Here is an 18,148-nt window from a genome sequence, read left to right on the forward strand (position 1 = left end):
CGGGTCAGCCGCGGCCACTCCAGGGTTCAACTACGGAGCGTGACCGAAGCCCTCGAAGACCCTGCGATCTACGTCACATCGAAGGGGTCGACGCCAGCGCCGGGCGTCCACTATGCAGCCGCCCTCAGGACGGCCGGATCCTACCGAGAGTGATCGACGGTGACCGTTGGTCAGCATGCGTGGGCCGGCAACTTGTACCCACCTGTTACCGCAGGTCAACGGGGTTGCCGGCCCTCCGGCGGCACACATACGTTCTCCCCGTCCCGACCGGGATGACTCATGCGGCGGTTCACGGGGCCCGCCCATCGGCCGCCGGACACCACAGGGAGAATCGTGAAGAACAACACGGGGTTCAGATTCACTCGGTCACTACTCACCGCAGCCTTGGCCGTCGCCGGCCTGGGGGCCGGGGCGCTCCTCGCGCCGGGCGTCGCCCAGGCGGGCGACACCTGCTACAGCGGCGGGTTCTGCTGGTACACGTACTACAACCAGACGGGCGGCCGCGGCTCGGTCACCCAGTACAGCGGCTGGATCGGCATGTCGAGCCACGTCGACAACACGGCGTCGAGCTACAACGCCCAGACCTACGACGGGGACTGCCAGAACAACGGCCAGCCCGTCGTCCAGCTGGCGGACACCTACTACGACCGCAAGTGGATCTCCACTGTGGCCACGTACTCGGGCCAGGCGCAGAACACCTTCAACACGATCTACGTCTACGACACGGGCCTCGGTTACGGTTACCAGAAGAACATGGTCCAACTGTTCAATCTGGTCCAGAACATCTGCTAGACGCGTCATCGCAGGGGATGCCCTCCGTGACTGCACGGGGGCATCCCTCCCTCCCCCTTCACCTCCCTCGAGGAGAGGCATGGCTCGTACTGTCTGGACGGTGATGGTCGCCGCGGTCGCCATCGCTGTCGCCACCGGATGCAGCCCGCAGTCCGACCCCGCGCCGACCGGGGACGGGAAGGCGGCCCCTCTGAGCCCGCTGCCCGGCGGCGAACCGGCGCTGGACGCCTCGGTCGTCGCCACGGCGGACCCGAACAGGGTCGACCAGCCGCTCGGCGCGTACGTGGTCAACAACAACACCCTGAAGATGTTCAGGCGCGCCAGCGCGCTCGTCCGCGACAAGTGCATGAAGGACTTCGGCTTCCAGCCCGAATTCGGCTGGCAGGAGGAGGCCGCCGCCGAACAGACGGACTGGACCACCCGCTACGGGCTCTGGAAGGCCGAGGACGCCGCCGCGCACGGCTACTGGTCGACGACCGCCAGCACCGGCAAGCAGAGCTTCGGGATGCCGTACATCACCGAGGCCGCCACCGGGGTCTGGCAGGGCACCGTGCAGACGTACCTGGGCAAGGCCGTCCCGCCGGGCGGCTGCAACGGCGAGGCGATCCGGGCCGTCTTCGGCACCTCGACCCCGCCCCAGGACGACATGGTCGGACCGACCCTGTTCAAGGAGTCCCTCACCCGGGCGCGCCAGGACAGCCGGGTGGTGAAGCTCAGCGAACAGTGGCGGACCTGCATGAAGACCGCAGGCTTCGACTACCCGGATCCGATGGCCCCGTTCGACGCCTGGTCCACCAAACGGGGCAACGACAAGCGCAACGCGGTGATCAGCGCGGAGGAGAAGAAGGCCGCCTCCGCCGACGTGGCGTGCAAGGCCTCCACCAAGCTGTTCGGGACCACGCTGGCCGCCGATGTCGCGTACCAGAAGGTGCTGGTGGACCGGAACGTCACCGCACTCCGCGCCTCGATCACCCTGTACGACCCGTACGTGGATCGTGCCAGCAAGATCATCGCGGCGGGATGAGCGGGCGTGCGGAGGCGGTGCCGCTGGTTCGCCGGCGGCGCGCACTGCTGATCGTGCTGGCCGTCGCGGTGGTCGCGGCCGGCGTCGGCGGATCCTCCCCGCTGTGGATCAAATCCCCCCAGCAGGTGGCCGCCGATGCCCGGCCGCCCGCGCTGACGGTGCTGACCGCGCCGGTGGAACGCAAGATCCTGCGGGACACCGTGATCCTGCGCGGCGACGTCCGGCCCTCCCTGTCGGTGGAGGTCACTCCGTCGTCCCGGGTCGGGGGGACCGCGATCGTCACAGCGGTGAAGGTCAAGGCCGGGGAGACGGTCAGCGCGGGGATGACCGTCCTGGAGGTCGCCGGACGCCCGCTGTTCGCGCTGCCGGGGGCCGTCCCCGCCTACCGGGACCTCAAGCCGGGCGCGGACGGCAAGGACATCGCGCAGCTCCAGGCGGCCCTCGCCGGGCTCGGGTTCGACCCCGGCGAGCGCAACGGTCTCTTCGGCGCGGGTACCAAGCGCGCCCTGACCGCCTTCTACAAGGCACGGGGCTACGCGCCGCTACCGGTCAGCGACAGCGACGCCCGGCAGGTCGCCGACGCCACCAAGCAGGTCAACGCCGCGGTCCGGCAGGTCGCCGACGCCCGGGAGGCCTCGGAGGCGCTCGCGAAGGACCCGTCGGCCACCGCCGCCCAGCGGTCCGCCGCGACCAAGGCCCTCGCGCGCTCCCAGCAGGACCTCGCCGAGGCCCGCAAGGCGCTCACGGACCTCGAAGCCGTCACCGGCCCCATGCTCCCGCAGGGCGAGTACACCTTCCTGCCCGCCTTCCCCGCCCGGGTCGACGCGCTCAAGGCCACCGTCGGACAGCCCGTGGCCTCGCCGGCGGTCACCTTCTCCGCCGGCGTCCTGGTGGTGACGGCCAAACTCACGGCCGCCCAGCAGGGCCTGTGCAAGCCGGGCGCGGCCGTGGAGATCACCGGCGACAACAACGTCACCGTCAAGGGCGTCATCACCTCCATCGGGGAACTCGAGGTGGCCGGCCCCTCCGACAAGGCACCCGCCGGGACGCCGAGCACCTCCGGGTACCCGGCCGTGATCACGCCCACGATCCCGCTCGACCCCAGACTCAGCGGCCAGAACGTCCGCCTGACCGTCGAGTCCGCGTCCAGCGGCACCGAACAGCTCGTCGTCCCGGTTTCGGCGCTCTACGCCAGCGCCGACGGCCGCACCTACGTCACCCGGCGCGGCAAGGACGGCGCGGAGAGCGCGGTACCGGTCGAGGCCGGGATGAGCGCCCAGGGCTACGTCGCCGTGCGGACCGCCCCCGGCGCCCTGGAGGTCGGCGACCTCGTCACCGTCGGGGTCGGGACCGGCAGATGACCGACCAGCCCCTGATCGAGCTGCGCGGCGTCGCCCTCACCTATCCCGGGCCGCCTCCGGTACCCGCGCTGCGGTCGACCGATCTCGTGGTCCAGGCCGGAGAGTACGTCGCCGTCGTCGGCCGGTCCGGATCCGGAAAGTCCACGCTGCTCAACGTCCTCGGCCTGATCGACGCGCCCACGGCGGGGGCCTACCTCCTCGACGGCGTCGACACCGCGACGATGCGCGACTCCGCCCGCACCACGCTGCGTGCCAGCCGGATCGGCCTGGTGTTCCAGGCGTTCCACCTCCTCGCGCACCGCACCGCGACGGACAACGTCGCGCTCGGCCTCCTCTACCAGGGCCGCAGTGCCCGGGTCCGCCGCGCCGAGGCCCGGGCGGCCCTGCACCGGGTGGGCCTCGACCACCGCGCCGACGCCGTGGCCTCGCGCATGTCCGGCGGAGAACGACAGCGGGTGGCCATCGCCCGCGCCCTGATCGCCCGTCCGGCCCTGCTGCTGTGCGACGAACCCACCGGCAACCTCGACACCGCCACGGCGGAGACGGTCCTCGGCCTCATCGACGATCTCCACCAGGACGGGTTGACCATCATCATGATCACGCATGATCCGTCGGTGGCCGCCCGCGCCGGCCGGACCGTCACCATCACCGACGGGCAGCTCACCGAGCACACCCGGTCGTCCGGATGAGGGGCTCCAACCGGCTGCGGCCGGCCGACCTGGTCAGCGAGTCCGTGGCGGGCATCCTGCAGCGCCCCGGCCGGACCGCCATGACCGTGGTGGGCATCCTGCTCGGTATCGGGTCGTTCGTCGCGGTGCTCGGGCTGACCGCCACCGCCACCGGGCAGATCAGCAAACGCTTCACCGAGCTGGCGGCCACCGAGGTGACCGTCGAGGACACCACGGCCCTGGACCCCAACACCACCGGCACCGCGTTCCCCGCGGACGCCGACGCCCGGGCCAGGGCCGTCAACGGCGTCAACCACGCCGGGGTGTACTGGCAGCTGCCGTCGCGCACCGTGGGCGCCGTCACCGGGGTACGCATCCCCGGCGCGTCCACCAGCGACCAGATCCCCGTCATCGCCGCCTCACCCGGCCTGTTCGACGCGCTGCGCGCCCACGTCAGCGCCGGCCGGACCTACGACCAGGCCCTCGACGCCCGGGCCGAGCGCGTCGTCGTACTGGGCGGGTTCGTGGCCCGGCAACTGGGGATCACCCGGTTGGACGTCCGGCCCGTCATCTACATCAACGACGCGCCGTTCACCGTCATCGGGATCATCGACACCGTGCAGCGCCGTCCCGACTTCCTCGCCGACGTGCTCGTGCCCCGGCACACGGCGGAGACCCTGTGGCCCGGCGCCATCGAGCAGCGCTCGCCTCCGACGATGGTCATCGACACCCGGCTCGGGGCGGCCGGTGTCGTCGCCCAACAGGCGGCACTCGCGGTACGTCCGGACCGGCCCGGCGCCTTCCGCACCATCACCCCGCCCGACCCCCGCCAGCTCCGCGACGACGTGGGCACGGACCTCTCCTCACTCTTCCTGACGCTGGCCGCGATCAGCCTGGCCATCGGCGCGGTCGGCATCGCCAACACGACCCTCGTCGCCGTGCTCGAACGGGTGCCGGAGATCGGGCTCCGCCGCGCCCTCGGCGCGCAACGACGGCACATCGCGGCCCAGTTCCTCTGCGAGAGCACCACGTTGGGGGCGATCGGCGGGCTGGTCGCGGCCGGGCTCGGCGTCACCGTGGTGGTGGCGGTCGCCGTCACCCGCCAGTGGACGCCCGTCCTGGAGCCGTGGACCGTCGCCGCGGCTCCCGTTGTCGGGGCGCTCACCGGGCTCCTGGCCGGCCTGTACCCCTCGATCCGCGCCAGCCGTATCCAACCGGCGGAGGCGCTGCGCCAGTGACGTGCCGGACGGCGTACCCGGCGAATGGTTTCCGGGGTCGGGTCAGGCCGTGCCGTGGCGGAGCAGGTAGTCGATGAACGCGGCGCGGAGGAGAGGCTCGGCGTCGCCGTAGCCGCGGCCCTCGCCCGCGAACTCCGACCACATGCCGATCGCCTCGTCCACGGACGTCACCACGGAACCGAGGGAGCCGTCGACCTGTTCGTAGGCGTAGGCGTCCGGCGAGTGCTGCATCACGTCCACGAGGAACGCGAGGTCCTTGCGCTCCCGGGCCAGGTCGAAGGCCCGGTGCCGGAGTTCCTCGGTGGTCAGCTCGTCCAGGGCGGCGAAGCGGGCGTCAGTCATGGCTCCACGCTACGACGTGGAACGGTCGGGGTCGGCGTTTCGGCGCAGGGAGAGACCCGGGCCACGGACCGCCTCGTCCCGTGCCGGCTTTCTCGCGGCGGACGGGCGGGGTGGCGTCGCGCGGCATCACGGGGCATCGCGGGGCGTCTCTCGGGCATCGCGGGGTGTCTCTCCGGCATCGCGGCGCGTCGTTCGGGCGTCGTGCGGCGTCGTTCGGGCATCGCGGGGCGCCTCTCGGGCATCGCGCGGCGTCACTCGGGCATCGCGGCGTCGTTCGGGCGTCGTGCGGCGTCAGAAGTCCAGGATGCCGTCGGTCTGCGTGATCGCGACGCACCGGTTGGAGTAGGTGGCCATGAAGTCGGTCAGCCCGCCGCGCCAGGCGCCGAGGACGCGCACCCGCACCGGCGCGTACTCCAGGGTGCAGGCCTCGTTGGTCGGCTGGAGCCTCAGGAAGTTCCCGCCGGCCGCCGCCAGCTTCGCGCAGGCGTCCTCGGCGGCGGGGTGGGTGCCTCCGGCCGGGTCGCACGTCAGGGTGACCTCGGAGGCTGGGCCTTCCTGCGGGGTGACGGTGAGGACGAGGGCCGCGGCTCCGGAGTCGGCCGGGGCGGGCAGCGTCGTGGTGTCGGCCTGGGCCGGGGCGGTGGGGGCGAGCAGGGCGCAGCCGGCGGCGAGGACGACGCAGCAGCGGGTGACCAGCGCGTTCACACGGGCTCCTATTCGGGGATCCGTCGGCGGGGCGCGGGGCGCGCTGCGGCGGTCCGCGGACCCGTCCGTGAATATAGTCCCGTACCCGTGTAATGCGGGTATTTGGGGTTTCTGAGGCGTTTCCTGGCGGACCGAGGCTGCGGTTGTGATCCAACTCACCCCGATGGCGCGGGCAGAGTGGCGGGTCGGCGGTGATTCGGCTCGGGTGGGCGCCCCGATCGGGCCTGGAGCACGAGAAAGGCCCCCGACCTGAGTTTCCCCAGGTCGGGGGCCTTTCCTTACACCGCGTGGCGGGTACAAGATTCGAACTTGTGTAGCTTACGCGACGGATTTACAGTCCGCTCCCATTGGCCGCTCGGGCAACCCGCCGGGGTGTTGCGGCCAACATCAGTGGCAGCGGAAGCAAGGATAGCCGTAACACCCGGGGGGTTCGCAACCGGGTACCGTCAGTGGGTTCCACCTTTGGTCGAGTACACGCAGATTTTGGGAGCTACGTTGGCTAATCCCTCCTTCGACATCGTCAGCAAGACCGACCAGCAGGAGGTCGACAACGCGGTCAACCAGACGGCCAAGGAGCTGTCGCAGCGTTTCGACTTCCGGGGCACGGGCGCGGAGATCACCAAGTCGGGTGAGGACGCGATCGCGCTGCAGGCCGAGACCGAGGACCGGGTCCTCGCCGCGCTGGAGGTCCTCAAGGAGAAGCTGATCAAGCGGAACATCTCGCTGAAGGCTCTCGACGCGGGCGAGGCGCGCTCGTCCGGCAAGATCTACAAGATCGACTGCAAGATCGTGCAGGGGATCGACCAGGAGAAGGCGAAGAAGATCACCAAGGTGATCCGGGACGAGGGCCCCAAGGGTGTCCAGGCCCAGATCCAGGGGGACCAGATCCGGGTCACGGGCAAGAAGCTCGACGACCTCCAGGTGACGATCGCGCTGCTCAAGGGGCAGGACTTCGACGTCGCCCTGCAGTTCACGAACTACCGCTAGACGGGTACGGGCGGTTGGCGGGTCGACCATGCCCCGCCGGCCACCGGGGCGGTGCGCGATGGTCGGGCAGGACTTCGCCCGACCATCGCGCCGCGGACTACACCCGGTAACTCGTCCCGGTTGCCATCGCCTCCAGCCGCGCGATCCGGTCCGCCATCGGCGGGTGCGTCGCGAACAGCCTGGTCAGGCCCCCGCCGGAGAACGGGTTCGCGATCATCAGGTGCGCCGTGCTCGCGAGCTGCGCGTCCTCGGCCAGCGGCATGGCCCGCGCCCCCGCGTCGATCTTCCGCAGCGCGCTGGCCAGCCCCAGCGGGTCCCCGGTCAGCGAGGCCCCGGACGCGTCCGCCTGGTACTCCCGGCTCCGGCTGATCGCCAGCTGTACCAGCCCGGCGGCCACCGGCCCCAGGATCATCAGCAGCAGCACGCCCAGGATGCCCGGCCCGTCGTCATCGTCGGAGCGCCCGAACGGGATGAACCAGGCGAGGTTCGCGAGCATCGTGATGATGCCGGCGAGCCCGGCGGCGACGCTGGAGATCAGGATGTCGCGGTTGTAGACGTGGGAGAGTTCGTGGCCGATGACGGCGCGCAGCTCCCTGCGGTCCAGTACCCGCAGAATGCCCTCTGTGACGGCCACAGCGGCGTGTTCGGGGTTTCGCCCGGTCGCGAAGGCGTTGGGCTGCATCGTGGGGCTCACGTAGAGCCTGGGCATGGGCTGGCGGGCCCGGTCGGCGAGCTCGCGGACCATCGAGTAGAGCTCGGGGACCTGTTCCGGGGTCACCGGGACGGCGCCCATCGCGCGCAGGGCGAGCTTGTCGGAGAAGAAGTAGGTCGCGCCGTTGAGGGCGAGGGACAGCACCACGGCGATGAGCAGGCCCGTGCCGCCGCCGAGCCACGCGCCGACGAGCATGATCATGCCGGTGAGGAGTCCGAGGAGTACCGCTGTCTTCAGGCCGTTCCGCATAACCGGTGTAACAGCGGGTACCCCTCGGCGCTTCCGTGACGTCAGTAACCGACTGCGGAGAGTACCCATTGGGGGAGGAAGCCGACGACCAGCGCGACGGCCGTGGCGACCGCGAGGGCGGCGGTGATCGGCCAGCGGGTCGGCGTCGGGGTCTCCTCCGAGCTGGCGAACAGGGCCGCGCCGACCCGGACGTAGTAGGCCAGGGCGAGGACCGCGTTGAGCACCACGATGACGGCCAGCCAGGTCCAGTGCCCGTTGACGAGGGCCTGCACGACGGTGACCTTCGCGAACAGGCCGGCGAACCCGGGCGGCAGGCCCGCCAGGCCGGCCAGGGCGACCACGAGGGCCCCGGCGAGCCACGGGGAGCGGCGGGCGAGGCCCCGGTAGTCGTCGACCCGGCCGCCGTCGCCGTCGTTGCGGGCCGCGATCACGACGCCGAAGGCCACGATCTCCATGATCACGAAGAAGAGGGTGTACGCCACGGCCGCCGGGCCCGACACGACCAGCGCGGCCAGCACGTAGCCGGCCTGGGCGATCGAGGACCAGGCGAGCAGCCGGACCATCCGGGTCTGCCGGAGCGCGCCGAGGTTGCCCACGGTCATGGTCGCCACGGCGAGGATGGCCAGCACGGCGCGGGTGGTGGGGCGCACGTCGAGCAGCGCGCCCGAGACCAGGAGCAGCGCGATGACGCCGCCCAGCTTCGAGGCGGTGGACAGGTACGCGGTGACGGGCAGCGGGGCGCCGTCGTACGTGGCCGGGGCCCAGCCGTGCAGCGGCACCGCGGCCACCTTGAACGCGAGCCCGGCGACCAGGAGCACCGCGCCGAGGGTGGCGACCGGGACGAGCTGGGCCGTCGGGGTGGCCTTGGCGAGCTTCTCCAGGTGCACCCCGCCGAAGGTGGCGTACACGAGGGCCGCGCCGAACAGGGCCACCGCCGTGGAGATCACCGAGACGACGAAGAGGGACAGGGCGCCCTCGGCGCTGCGGATGCCCCGGCGGAGCGCGACCAGCGCGTACAACGGCAGGGTGAGGGTCTCCAGGCCGACGATCAGGGTGATCAGGTCGCCCGCGGCGCCCAGGACCACGCCGCCGGTCATGGAGCAGGCGAGCAGGAACGAGTACTCCCCCGGCTCCGCCCGGGTCGTCGCCGACAGCACCAGCACGATGGCCGTCAGCGCCGCGAACGCCACCGCGACGACGGCCGCCTGCTTGTCGTAGATGTACGAGCAGCCCTCGGGCAGGCAGAACGTGCGCCGGCCCTGCGGGGCGCGCAGGGCGGCGCCGACGACCGCCAGCACGCCGAGCACGCCGAGGCTCAGCGAGACCGCGCGGCGGGGCGTGACCAGATCCGCGACGAACACCAGCACGGCGGTCCCGGCCGCCAGGTACGCCGGCAGCAGGATCGCGTGGTCAATCGACTGGATCATTTGGTGAACGCCTCCACCAGCGCGTCGACGGCCGGGCCGGTCACACCGGTCACCAGCAGGGGGGCGAGCCCGACCGCCACGGTCAGGACGACGAGCGGGGCCCAGGCGGCCAGCTCGTACCCGGCGGGGCCGGTCAGCTTGAGGGTCGAGGGGCCGTGGGTGACCTTGCGGAGCAGGCGCAGCAGGTACGCGGCGGCGAGCGCGCCACCGACGGCGGCCAGCACGGCGGCGAGCCACCAGCCGCGCTGGGCGGCCGCGATCACCGCGAACGCCTCGCCCCAGAAGCCGGCGAGCCCGGGCAGGCCGAGCGACGCCAGGGCCGCGAAGCCCAGCAGGCCGGCGAGCTGCGGCGAACTCTCCCGCAGGCCGCCGAGCTCGGACAGCTCCCCCGTGTGCGCCCGGTCCTTGAGCGCGCCGACCAGGAAGAACAGCAGGCCCGTGATCAGGCCGTGCGCCAGGTTGCCGATCAGCGCGGCCTGCAGGCCGGTGGCGGTCATGGTGGCGATGCCGAGCAGGACGAAGCCCATGTGCCCGACGGAGGAGTACGCGATCAGGCGCTTGAGTTCCTTCTGCGCGAGGCAGATCAGGCCACCGATCAGGATCGCCCCGACCGCCAGCGCGGCGAGCACCGGCGCCGCCTCGCGCGCGCCGTCGGGGGCCACCGGGATCGCGACCCGGATCAGCCCGTACGTGCCGAGCTTCAGCAGCACGCCCGCCAGCAGCACGGAGCCCACGGTCGGGGCCTCGCTGTGCGCGTCGGGCAGCCAGGAGTGCAGCGGCCACAGGGGCGCCTTGACCGCGAAGCCGAGCGCGAGGAACACGAACGCGGCCAGGCTCGCCGTGCCGGCCGGGCGGGCCAGGTCGGCCGTCCCGGTCTGGTTGACGACGAGCACCACGCCGATCAGGAGCAGCATCGAGCCGAGCAGGGTGTACAGCACGAACTTGCGGGCCGCGTGCCGGCGCTTCGGGCCGCCCCAGCCGGCGATGATCGCGAACATCGGGAGGAGGACGACCTCGAAGGCCACGAAGAACAGCACCAGGTCCAGGGCCACGAACACACCGAGCAGGCCGACCTGCAACGCCAGGAGCAGCCCGATCAGGCGGTTGTCCGGGGTCTTCCACAGCGAGTAGAGGCAGCAGAGCAGGGTCAGCAGCGTGGTGAGCACGACCAGCGGCCACGAGATGCCGTCGATGCCGAGGTGGAAGCGCAGGTGCAGGGCCGGCACCCAGGCCCGGTCGAACTCGTACCAGTAGCCGGAGTCCGTCGAGTACAGCCGCAGGCTCAGTCCGAACGTCAGCCCGGCCGCGCAGGTGGCGGCCAGCCGGCCGGTCCGCCCGGGCAGGAACGCGAGCAGCGCGCCCAGGGCCGGCAGTGCCAGCAGCACGATCAGGATCATCGGAGCACCTCCGTGGCCAGCGCCGCGACGGCGATCAGCAGGACGCCGGCCAGGGCGGCCGTCGCGTACCGGGGCAGGCCCGGCGCGTTCAGCCGGTTGACCAGCCCGCCGAACCAGCGGGAGCCGGTGCCCACGCCCTCGACCGCGCCGTCGACCACCGTGGCGTCGAGGAAGCCCGTGACCCGGGCCAGCGCCTTCACCGGGCGCACGACCAGGAAGTCCTGGACGGTGTCGAAGTAGAAGGCGTTGGCGAACAGGGGCCGCAGCGGGCCCAGGTACCGGGCCGGGTCGGTGTGCGACGCGCCGGCCGACGCGGCGACCGCCCCGATCCCGGCGAGGAACAGCGCGACCAGGGTCATGGTGTTCAGGTCGAGCAGGTCCCCGCCCAGCTTCGGTCCGAGCCACTTCCCGAGCGCCAGCAGGCCGAACAGGGCCGAGGGGACGGCCAGCACCAGGAGCGGCAGACGCATCAGGGCCGGCGGGTCGTGCGGCTTGGCCGTGCCCCGGTAGTGGCCGAAGAAGGTGCGCAGCCAGAGCCGGGTCGAGTACCAGGCCGTCAGCATGACCGTGACCAGGCCGGCGACGAGGATCAGGCGACCCTGCCAGCCGTGGGCGTGCTCGGCCTGGACCAGCACGTTCTCCTTGGACCAGAAGCCGCTGACCGGGGGCAGGCCGACCAGGGCCGCGAGCCCGATGGTCATGGTCCAGAAGGTGACCGGCATCCGCCTGCGCAGGCCGCCGGCGTCCTCGATGGCGTTGGAGCCGATCGCGTGGATCACGGCGCCCGCGCACAGGAACAGCAGGGCCTTGAACCCGGCGTGGCTGAGCAGGTGGAACAGCGCGGCGGGCGGCGAGCCCACGGCCAGCGCGCCGGTCATGTAGCCGAGCTGGCTGACCGTCGACCAGGCGAGCACCTTCTTGATGTCGGTGGCGGCCATCGCGCAGCACGCGCCCCAGAGCATCGTGATCGCGGCGGCGACCGCGAGGACGGCCATCGCCGCCCCCGAGGCCCCGAACAGCGGGTACAGCCGGGCGACGACGTACACGCCGGCGGCGACCATCGTGGCCGCGTGGATCAGGGCGCTGATCGGGGTCGGGCCGGCCATCGCGTCGGGCAGCCAGGAGTGCAGCGGGAACTGGGCGCTCTTGCCGAACACGCCCGCGAGCAGCAGCAACGTGGCCGCGGTCAGGGTGCCGGTGCTGTAGTCGTGGGCGAGCACCTTCCCGATGTCCAGGGTCTCGGCGTCGACGGCGAGCACGGCGATGCCGAGCAGGAAGCCGACGTCGCCGACCCGGGTGACCAGGAACGCCTTCACGGCGGCGGCCGGCGCCTCGGGCAGCGACCGGTCGTGGGCGATGAGCAGGTACGAGCACGCGCCCATCACCTCCCAGCCGATCAGCAGGATCAGCAGGTCGTCGGCCACCACGACGGTGAGCATCGCGGCGGTGAAGAGGCTGATCTGGGCCGCGTAGGGGGCGTAGTTGCGGTCGGAGTGCAGGTAGGCGGCCGAGTAGACCTGGACGCACAGCGCGACCACCCCGACGGCGACCGCGACCAGGGCGGCCACCGAGGTGACGCTGACCCCGAGGGTGACGTCGAGCGCCCCGAACGAGGCGAGCTTCACGTGCCCGGCCACCGGGTCGCCGAGCAGCAGCGCGACGGCGGCGCCGAGGGCGACCAGGGCACCGGCTGCGCCGACCAGGGCGGCGGGGCGGCGGGCGGGCGCGGGCAGGAAGAAGCCGATCAGGGCGGCCAGCAGCGGGGCCCCCGGGAGCAGCCAGGCGAGGCCCGTCATGAGTTGTCCACAGGCTTGTCCACAAGGTTATCCACAGGGTTGTCCACAGCCGCGACGTTGTCCACAGCCACCAGCGCGGTGTCGTCCACAGCCACGTCGTCCAGCACGATCGCGCCCTTCAGCCGGAACAGCTGCAACACGAGCGCCAGGCCGACCCCGATCTCGGCGGCGGCCAGCACGATCACGAACAGGGCGAACGTCTGCCCGGTGTACGCGCGCACCGTCGCGTCCGCCGTCACGAGCACCAGGTTGACCGCGTTGAGCATCAGCTCGACGGCCATCAGGACGAGGACGGCGTTGCGGCGGACCAGGACGCCGTACACGCCGATGCCGAACAGGAGAGCGGCGATCACGTACGGGATGACGGGGTGCATCAGCGTTCAGCCCCCTTGCGCGAGACGACGATCGCGCCGACCAGCGCGGCGAGCAGCAGCACGGACAGCACCTCGAACGGCAGCACCCAGCCGGAGAAGATCTCCTGGCCGAGCTTGGCGGCCGTGCCGGGGGCGGCGAGTTCGACCTTGGTCCACCGGTACCCGAAAATGAGGACCGCCGCCAGGCCGCCGCCCGCGCCGAGGCCGACCAGCGCCGCCGGGATCCGGGCCCGGTCCAGCTCGTCGCTCGGGCCGATCGGCGCCCGGGTCAGCATCGTGGCGAACAGCAGCAGCACGACGACCGCGCCGACGTAGATCAGCACCTGGACCCAGGCGACCAGTTCGGCGGTGAGCACCAGGTAGCAGCCGGCCATCGCGGCCAGGGCCACGACCAGCCACAACCCGGCCCGGACGAGGTGTCGCGTGGTGACCACGCGCAGGGCCGCGCCGATGGCCACGGCGCCCAGGGCGCACAGCAGGATGTCGGTGACCGTCACTTCTTCTTCTCCGCGGCGGTCTGTTCCTTCGCCGGCTCCCCGTTGGGGTCGTGCGCGGTCGGGGCCGGCACGGTGGCCATCCACTGCCCGAGGTGGTCCTTCTCGTGCAGCAGGTTGCGGATGTCGCCCTCGGCGTACTCGAACTCCGGGGACCAGAACAGCGCGTCGAAGGGGCAGACCTCGATGCAGATCCCGCAGTACATGCAGAGGGAGAAGTCGATCGCGAACCGGTCCAGCATGTTCTTCTGCCGGGGCCGCCCGCCGGGCACCTCCACCGTCTCCTTGTGCGAGTCGATGTAGATGCACCAGTCGGGGCACTCGCGCGCGCAGAGCATGCAGGAGGTGCAGTTCTCCTCCGCGAGGGCGATCACGCCCCGGGTGCGCGGCGGCAGCTCCGGCTGGGTGTCCGGGTACTGGTGCGTGTGCGCCGGCTTCAGCATCGTTTTCATCGTGACGGCGAGCCCCTGGAGCAGGCCCTTGCCGGGGATCTCAGACAACCCTCACCACCGCCGTCAGTACGAGCTGGGCCAGTGCCAGGGGTACGAGCCCCAGCCAGCACAGCTTCTGGATCTGGTCCTCGCGCAGCCGTGGATAGGCCACCCGCAGCCAGATGATCACGAACGCGACCGCCATCGTCTTGAGCAGCATCCAGGCCCAGCCCAGGTGCGCGTCGTCGAACGGGCCCTTCCAGCCGCCGAGGAACAGGACGGCGGTCAGCGCGGAGATGACGACGATGCCCACGTACTCGGCGAGCAGGAAGAACGCGAACCGCAGTCCGGTGTACTCGGTCATGTAGCCGAACACCAGCTCCGAGTCCGCGATCGGCGCGTCGAACGGGGGCCGGCGCAGCTCGGCGAGCCCGGCGACGAAGAAGACGAACAGGGCCGGGAGCTGCCAGAGGATCCACCAGGGCCGCCAGGCGACCACGATGCCGTTCAGCGAGAGGGTGCCGGCCGCCATCGCGACGCTCGCGGCGGACAGCACCAGGGGCAGTTCGTAGCCGAGGAGCTGGGCGGCGGCGCGCAGACCACCGAGGAGGGAGTACTTCGACCCGCTCGACCAGGCCGCCATCAGGACGGCGACCACGCCCAGGCCCATCACGGCCAGCACGAAGAACAGCCCGATGTCGAGGCCCTGGGCGACCAGGCCGTCCGGGCCGAGCGGGATGACGAGCAGGATCAGCAGATACGGGAGCAGGGCCATCACCGGCGCGAGGCGGAAGATCCGCTTGTCCGCCGCGTCGGGGACGATCTCCTCCTTCTGCACGAACTTGACGCCGTCCGCGATGAGCTGGGCCCAGCCGTGGAAGGCGCCCGCGTACATCGGACCGAGCCGGCCCTGCATGTGCGCCATGACCTTGTGTTCCATCTGGCCCACGATCAGCGGCAGGGTCAGGAAGGCGGCCAGTACGGCGGCGAGCCTGATCGCGATGTCGAGAATCACCGGCGGGGACCCCATTCCTCGGCCGTCGGCACGCCGGGCGGGCGCATGGGCGCGCGCTTGGCCGAGCCCTCGGCGCCCTCGCCGGGCTCCTTGGCGCCCGGCCACGGCTTGGCGACCCGGCTGGCCAGCACGAACTCCTTGCGCAGCGGCTGGCCCTCGAACTCGGGCGGCAGCAGCAGCGGGACCAGGTTGTCGTTGCCGGGGAACTCCACTCCGAACATCTCGTGGGTCTCCCGCTCGTGCCACGCCGCGCCGGGGAACACGCCGGTCGCGCTGGGCACCGAGGGGGACTCGCGCGGGGTCAGGGTGCGGATCAGCAGGCCGACCCTGTCGGGCACCGACCACAGGTGGGCCACGATCCGGAAGCCTTCGTCCAGTTCGTCCACGGCGCTGAGCCAGTCGAAGAAGGTCAGACCCTCGCCCCGGGCCGCCTCCAGCGTGCGCAGCCACCCGTCCACCGGCACGTCGAGGACCTGCCGGGACCAGTCGCCGCCACCGCTCACGCTGACCTCGCCGCCCACCCGTCCGGCGAGTCGGTTCGCAAGCTCCTCGGCTGTCATGTCCCAGATCCTAGGGGTCGGGAGCCGGTTAGTTGAGGGTGACCTTCGCTCCCGGGGAGGATGGTGACTCGTGGAGCTCCAGGGAGACCAGCTTCGTGCGGCGGCCGACATCGAAGAGGAACACGCCGAACCGGACCTCGCCCGGTGCGATGTCGGCGGTCCACGGGTTGTCCCGGCCGTTCTCGGCGGCGCCGGCGGCGACCACGGCCGGGTCCACGGTGTAGCGGACGCCGTCCGAGCCGAGGGCGGACTGGTCGGTCAGGACGAGCCGGCGCTTCACGTCGCCGTTGTTGCGGACCTGGAGCCGGACCGCGCAGAACTCGCCCTTGGCCTCGATGCCGCCGATCCGCACGATCCCGCACCGGCCGGGGGCGACGGCGAACTCGAGCGCGCCGTCGCGGACCGGGGGCAGCATCGTGGTCGGCGGGCCGCCGGGGGGCGGGCCGAACAGGAAGCCGGCGTTCTCCGTCTCGTAGGAGGCGGGCGGGGTGATCGGCGAGGTGTCGTCGCTGTCGCCCGGACCGCCGAGCACCCAGATGCCGAGGCCCGAGGCGACGAAGGCTGTGAGGATGCCGCAGAGGAGGACGACGTACCGCCAGTTCCTCGTCTCGGTCCGCTCACCCGGGGTGCTCATTGGTCCATTGAACAAGGTAGAGCTCCGGAGCGGGACCCGGCCCACCGCCAAATCCTTGATCAACATCGGAATATTGGATATTCCAGGGCAGGAAAAGGACAAATAACTAAGATCATTTGATGGTTACGGTGGGGCGTGACCAGGAGAGCGCATCCTCCGGGCCCGTGGCACCCCGCATGGCGTCCGGCATGCGGCGCTCACCGGAGGGGGCTCGGACGGTGCGCTCCGGTACGGGGCCCGGAACCGGCCGGGCGGCGTACCCGTCAGACGACCTTGACCGTCACCCCGCCCGAGGACGGCGCGTCGTGCAGCTCCAGCTTCCGCAGCGCCGCGTCGGTCGGGATGTCGAACACGATCACCCCGGAGATGCTGTTGCCCGGGTTGACCCGGCTCATCCACAGGCTCTGCTCGACGTTCGCGAACGCCGTGGCCACCTCGTCGGAGTCGTAGTAGACCCCCTTCGGGCCCCAGCCGTGCTGGTTGACCACGGAGAACGTCTGCGGGGTGTCCCCGATGTTGCGCACGGACAGCGTCACGACACAGAACTGACCCTGGGCCTTCTTGATCACGAAGTCCTGGCCGATCTGCGGGATCCCGCAGTCCACCTTGGCGACCACGAACTCGAACCGGCCGTCCCGGGCGGGCGCGTTCAGCGCGTACCCCCCGGAAGGTTCGTCGTTCTCGTCGATCCGGTGCGCGACCACCACGGCCAGGCCGGCGCAGCACAGGACGGCGAGCAGGCACGCGACCCCGGCGAGCCCGAGCGTGACGTACCACCCCTTGCGGCTCCTGCGGGGTGGCTCTTCCTCGACCGGCTCGGGTAAATCGCTCATCACTTCATTGGACACGCCGGGCGGCCGGCTGTCGGAGAAACGCCGAGATCGTCCGGGGCCGGCGAGGCGGCTGTCGGGTCAGGGGCGGCGGATCAGGAGGCGAGGTCAGGGGCGGGTGACCAGCGGCGCGGTCAGGGACCCCGCGTCGCGCTGGACCCCGCCGAAGCCGGAGCGCTCCTTGGCGATCTGCGCCTGGAGGGTCAGGATGCCGTGCAGCAGCGCCTCGGGCCGGGGCGGGCAGCCGGGCACGTAGACGTCCACGGGGATGAGCTGGTCGACGCCCTTGGTGACGCTGTAGGAGTCCCAGTAGGGGCCGCCGGAGTTGGAGCACGCGCCGAACGAGATCACGTACTTCGGCTCGGGCATCTGGTCGTACAGCCGCTTGATCGCCGGGGCCATCTTGTCGGTGACCGTGCCGGAGACCACCATCAGGTCCGCCTGCCGAGGGCCGTGCGCGAACGGGATCACGCCGAGCCGGATGAAGTCGTGCCGGCCCATCGACGCGGCGATGAACTCGATCGCGCAGCAGGCCAGGCCGAAGTTGAAGACCCAGAGCGAGTACTTGCGGCCCCAGTTCAGCACGAACCGGATCGGCTCGCCGAGCACTCCACCTACACCCATGCGACTGTCTCCCTTGTCGGCCCCGGTTCGTGAGTCCCGGAGAGCCAGCCTATGTCCACCGCAGGACGCGCTTGCGCCAGGCGTACAGCAGGCCGAGGGCCAGGACCGCCACGAACACGGCCATCTCCACGACCGTGGTCATCCCGTACCCCTGGAGGTCGAAGGTCACGGCCCACGGGAAGAGGAACACGCTCTCGACGGCGAAGAGGACGTAGAGGTAGGCGTACACGTAGTAGCGCACCTGGGTCTGGGCCCAGTCCCCGCCGACCGGGTCGATGCCGCACTCGTAGCTGGCGCCCTTGCCCGGCGACGGCACCCGGCGGCTCAGCAGCCGGTTGGCGGTGAACGCGACCGTGAAGAAGCCACCAGCGAGGACCAACAGCAGGCCCAGCAGCCGGTACGTGCTCAGATATTCCTCCACGAGGGGCAGCGTACCCGCAACCGGAAGGCGGGGCTGCGCGTCTGTCCTTGCGTGACTACGATGTCGG

At 71.3% G+C, this 18,148-nt stretch carries 21 protein-coding genes and 1 tRNA gene; 6 read left to right on the forward strand and 16 right to left on the reverse strand.

The features are described 5' to 3' along the window. The first annotated feature begins 384 nt into the window (after positions 1-384). The 5 genes from PT931_RS24030 to PT931_RS24050 all read left to right on the forward strand — a co-directional run bounded on the left by PT931_RS24030 (position 385) and on the right by PT931_RS24050 (position 5,083). Positions 385-792 carry a hypothetical protein gene (locus tag PT931_RS24030; RefSeq protein ID WP_456247962.1) on the forward strand — a complete coding sequence of 136 codons (408 nt, stop codon included), beginning with the start codon at positions 385-387 and terminating at the stop codon, positions 790-792. 79 nt (positions 793-871) lie between these two features. Then, entirely contained in the window at positions 872-1,816 is a 945-nt protein-coding gene (locus PT931_RS24035) for a hypothetical protein (protein ID WP_456247963.1), read from the forward strand. Then, complete coding sequence (locus tag PT931_RS24040) at positions 1,813-3,177, forward strand: peptidoglycan-binding protein (protein WP_456247964.1); 1,365 nt, start codon at positions 1,813-1,815, stop codon at positions 3,175-3,177. Before PT931_RS24035 ends, PT931_RS24040 begins: the two co-directional genes overlap by 4 nt. Next, a complete protein-coding gene (locus PT931_RS24045; protein WP_456247965.1) occupies positions 3,174-3,866 on the forward strand; it encodes an ABC transporter ATP-binding protein in 693 nt (230 codons plus the stop codon). The genes PT931_RS24040 and PT931_RS24045 overlap by 4 nt, the downstream gene beginning before the upstream one ends. Then, complete coding sequence (locus PT931_RS24050; RefSeq protein WP_456247966.1) at positions 3,863-5,083, forward strand: ABC transporter permease; 1,221 nt, start codon at positions 3,863-3,865, stop codon at positions 5,081-5,083. Before PT931_RS24045 ends, PT931_RS24050 begins: the two co-directional genes overlap by 4 nt. A gap of 42 nt (positions 5,084-5,125) precedes the next feature. Here the strand turns inward: PT931_RS24050 and PT931_RS24055 are convergent, their stop codons facing one another. The 3 genes from PT931_RS24055 to PT931_RS24065 all read right to left on the reverse strand — a co-directional run bounded on the left by PT931_RS24055 (position 5,126) and on the right by PT931_RS24065 (position 6,499). Next, on the reverse strand, positions 5,126-5,425 hold the full coding sequence (locus tag PT931_RS24055; protein WP_456247967.1) for a hypothetical protein: 300 nt from the start codon (positions 5,423-5,425) through the stop codon (positions 5,126-5,128). Positions 5,426-5,716: 291 nt separating this feature from the next. Then, positions 5,717-6,130, reverse strand: coding sequence for an SSI family serine proteinase inhibitor (locus tag PT931_RS24060; RefSeq protein WP_456247968.1), 414 nt, complete (start codon positions 6,128-6,130; stop codon positions 5,717-5,719). A 288-nt stretch (positions 6,131-6,418) separates the two neighbouring features. Next, positions 6,419-6,499, reverse strand: a tRNA-Tyr gene (locus PT931_RS24065). Between the two features lie 126 nt (positions 6,500-6,625). On the opposite strand from PT931_RS24065, the gene PT931_RS24070 reads away from it, so the two are divergent. Next, complete coding sequence (locus tag PT931_RS24070) at positions 6,626-7,117, forward strand: YajQ family cyclic di-GMP-binding protein (RefSeq protein ID WP_456247969.1); 492 nt, start codon at positions 6,626-6,628, stop codon at positions 7,115-7,117. 97 nt (positions 7,118-7,214) lie between these two features. On the opposite strand, the gene htpX is transcribed toward PT931_RS24070, so the two are convergent. The 13 genes from htpX to PT931_RS24135 all read right to left on the reverse strand — a co-directional run bounded on the left by htpX (position 7,215) and on the right by PT931_RS24135 (position 18,081). Continuing rightward, positions 7,215-8,078, reverse strand: a complete 864-nt coding sequence (htpX, locus tag PT931_RS24075; protein ID WP_456247970.1) for a zinc metalloprotease HtpX — start codon at positions 8,076-8,078, stop codon at positions 7,215-7,217. 41 nt (positions 8,079-8,119) lie between these two features. After that, positions 8,120-9,505, reverse strand: coding sequence for an NADH-quinone oxidoreductase subunit N (locus PT931_RS24080; protein WP_456247971.1), 1,386 nt, complete (start codon positions 9,503-9,505; stop codon positions 8,120-8,122). Continuing rightward, on the reverse strand, positions 9,502-10,902 hold the full coding sequence (locus PT931_RS24085; protein ID WP_456247972.1) for a complex I subunit 4 family protein: 1,401 nt from the start codon (positions 10,900-10,902) through the stop codon (positions 9,502-9,504). The genes PT931_RS24080 and PT931_RS24085 overlap by 4 nt, the downstream gene beginning before the upstream one ends. Then, positions 10,899-12,698, reverse strand: a complete 1,800-nt coding sequence (locus PT931_RS24090; protein WP_456247973.1) for an NADH-quinone oxidoreductase subunit 5 family protein — start codon at positions 12,696-12,698, stop codon at positions 10,899-10,901. The genes PT931_RS24085 and PT931_RS24090 overlap by 4 nt, the downstream gene beginning before the upstream one ends. Continuing rightward, on the reverse strand, positions 12,695-13,072 hold the full coding sequence (nuoK, locus tag PT931_RS24095) for an NADH-quinone oxidoreductase subunit NuoK (RefSeq protein WP_456247974.1): 378 nt from the start codon (positions 13,070-13,072) through the stop codon (positions 12,695-12,697). Before nuoK ends, PT931_RS24090 begins: the two co-directional genes overlap by 4 nt. Beyond that, positions 13,072-13,569 (reverse strand): NADH-quinone oxidoreductase subunit J family protein, encoded by a 498-nt coding sequence (locus PT931_RS24100; RefSeq protein ID WP_456247975.1) that lies wholly within the window; start codon positions 13,567-13,569, stop codon positions 13,072-13,074. The genes nuoK and PT931_RS24100 overlap by 1 nt, the downstream gene beginning before the upstream one ends. Then, positions 13,566-14,066 (reverse strand): NuoI/complex I 23 kDa subunit family protein, encoded by a 501-nt coding sequence (locus PT931_RS24105; RefSeq protein WP_456247976.1) that lies wholly within the window; start codon positions 14,064-14,066, stop codon positions 13,566-13,568. The genes PT931_RS24100 and PT931_RS24105 overlap by 4 nt, the downstream gene beginning before the upstream one ends. Further along, positions 14,059-15,027, reverse strand: coding sequence for a complex I subunit 1/NuoH family protein (locus PT931_RS24110; protein WP_456247977.1), 969 nt, complete (start codon positions 15,025-15,027; stop codon positions 14,059-14,061). The genes PT931_RS24105 and PT931_RS24110 overlap by 8 nt, the downstream gene beginning before the upstream one ends. After that, positions 15,009-15,572 (reverse strand): NADH-quinone oxidoreductase subunit C, encoded by a 564-nt coding sequence (locus PT931_RS24115; RefSeq protein WP_456247978.1) that lies wholly within the window; start codon positions 15,570-15,572, stop codon positions 15,009-15,011. Before PT931_RS24115 ends, PT931_RS24110 begins: the two co-directional genes overlap by 19 nt. A 28-nt stretch (positions 15,573-15,600) precedes the next feature. Beyond that, positions 15,601-16,206, reverse strand: a complete 606-nt coding sequence (locus PT931_RS24120; RefSeq protein ID WP_456247979.1) for a DUF4352 domain-containing protein — start codon at positions 16,204-16,206, stop codon at positions 15,601-15,603. 263 nt (positions 16,207-16,469) lie between these two features. Next, positions 16,470-17,039, reverse strand: coding sequence for a DUF4352 domain-containing protein (locus PT931_RS24125; RefSeq protein ID WP_456247980.1), 570 nt, complete (start codon positions 17,037-17,039; stop codon positions 16,470-16,472). A gap of 105 nt (positions 17,040-17,144) precedes the next feature. Next, positions 17,145-17,660: an NADH-quinone oxidoreductase subunit B gene (locus PT931_RS24130; RefSeq protein WP_456247981.1), complete on the reverse strand. Its 516-nt coding sequence runs from the start codon at positions 17,658-17,660 to the stop codon at positions 17,145-17,147. Positions 17,661-17,709: 49 nt separating this feature from the next. Continuing rightward, positions 17,710-18,081, reverse strand: a complete 372-nt coding sequence (locus tag PT931_RS24135; protein ID WP_363729551.1) for an NADH-quinone oxidoreductase subunit A — start codon at positions 18,079-18,081, stop codon at positions 17,710-17,712. Positions 18,082-18,148: the final 67 nt, after the last annotated feature.

The sequence above is a fragment of the Longispora urticae genome (assembly GCF_053902585.1).